The sequence below is a fragment of the Micromonospora sp. NPDC003776 genome (assembly GCF_053605645.1).
On the sequence record NZ_JBSGJR010000892.1, the window covers coordinates 1 to 1,736 of the forward strand.

General features: G+C 77.1%; 1 protein-coding gene. It reads right to left on the minus strand.

Annotated features, from left to right (window positions below):
- A partial coding sequence (locus tag ACWEVO_RS36145) for an SDR family oxidoreductase (protein WP_452311883.1) occupies positions 1–1,736 on the minus strand: 1,736 nt, incomplete at both ends.

Sequence of the window (1,736 nt, forward strand, 5' to 3'; positions counted from 1 at the left end):
CGATTGTGCGATGTCCGCGCAAGGGCGGCCTGCCGCCACGCCTTCTTCGCCCTTGATGCTGGAATGCCGGAGGCGGCGCCCCGCACGTGGGTACGCAGCCGGCCGGCGGCGAGGCTGGCCACGGTGAAGTCGACGCCGTCCTCGCTGGGGACCAGTTCGACCCGGTACTGGGCGACCGTGCCGTCCGGCACCGAGAACGGCTCCAGGAAGACCACGTCGCGCAGCTCCACCGCGGCCGCCGGCCCGGGGGCGGGCAGCGCGGCGGACACCGCGGCGCGCACGGACTCCAGGTGGGCGGTGCCGGGCACCACCGGCACACCGCCGATCCGGTGCTCGTCGAGCAGCCAGTGGGTGCTGGCGGAGACCAGGCCGTGCAGCACGGTGACGTCCGGACCGGCCACCTTCGTGGTGAGCACCGGGTGGTCGACCGGGCTGGTCACGGTGTCCCGGCCGACGGCCCGGAAGGCGGCCGGGGCGTTGGTCTCCACAGCCATGCCGACCTCGGCCCAGCCGCCCCAGTTCTGCGACATCACCGGCGCCTGGAAGCCCGCGCCCGCCCGCGCCCAGGCGTCCAGGAAGTTGTTGGCGGCGCAGTAGTCGACCTGTCCGAAGCCGCCGATCACCGCGGTGATCGAGGAGCAGAGCGCCACGAAGTCCAGCGGCAGGTCACCGAAGACCTGGGCGAGGGCGAGGGTGCCGGCCAGCTTCGGGGCGAGCACGCGCTCCGCCTCGGCCCGCTCCTTGATCTCGGCCATGCCCCCGCCGGGCAGGCCGGCGGCGTGCACGATGCCGTCCAGCCCACCGAACCGGGCCTCGGCGGTCTCGCGGACCCGGCGCAGGTCGGCCGGGTCGGTGACGTCGGCGGCGAGCACCAGCACCTCGGCGCCGGCCGCCTCCATCCGGCGGATCGCCGCGATCGCCCGGCCGGCCCGGTCCGCGCCGCCGTGCACCGCCAGGTGCTCGTCCCACCGGTCCCGCTCGGGCAGGCCGGAGCGGGCCAGCAGCACCAGCTTGGCGCGGGCCCGGCGGGCGAAGTCCTCGGCCAGGGTGACGCCGATGCCGCCGAGGCCACCGGTGATCAGGTACCGGCCCTCCTCGCGCAGCGTCCCCGGCTCGCCCTCGGCGTCCACGGTGACCTGCTCGTACCCGGCCACCCAGCGCCGGTCGCGGCGCAGCGCCACCTCCGGGTGCTCCGGATCGGCCGGGCCGCGCAGCTCGGCCACCAGCGCGGCGACCCCGCGCGCGGCGGTGTCCGCGTCGATCAGCCGGACGGCGAGGCCGGGCAGTTCGACCGGCAGCACCCGGGCCAGGCCGGCCAGGGTGGCGTGCTCCGGCCGGACCAGGTCGTCACCCCGGACGTCGCCGATGCCGGCGGTCACCAGGTCGAGGCTGATGCCCTCCTCGTCGGCGGTCAGGCCGGCCCCGGCGAGCGCCTGCACCAGGTGCAGCGCGCTGAAGAAGCCGCGGTCCTGGGCGGCCCAGGCGGCCGCGATGTCCGTCCCGGCCGGCTCCCCGTCCAGGGCGTAGGCATGCACGATCCGGCGCGGCAGGTCGGCGCCGAGCGCGGCGACCAGCGCGTCATGGTCCTCGCGCACGCCGGGGCGCAGCTGGAATCCGGTGCCGGTGGCCGCGAAGGCGTCGCCGGCGCGTACCTCCACCGGGTCGTCACCGGCGGCCCGCAGCGCCGCGACCAGCGCCGCGCCGCGCGGCCCGTCGGCCAGCACCAGGCAGCGGCC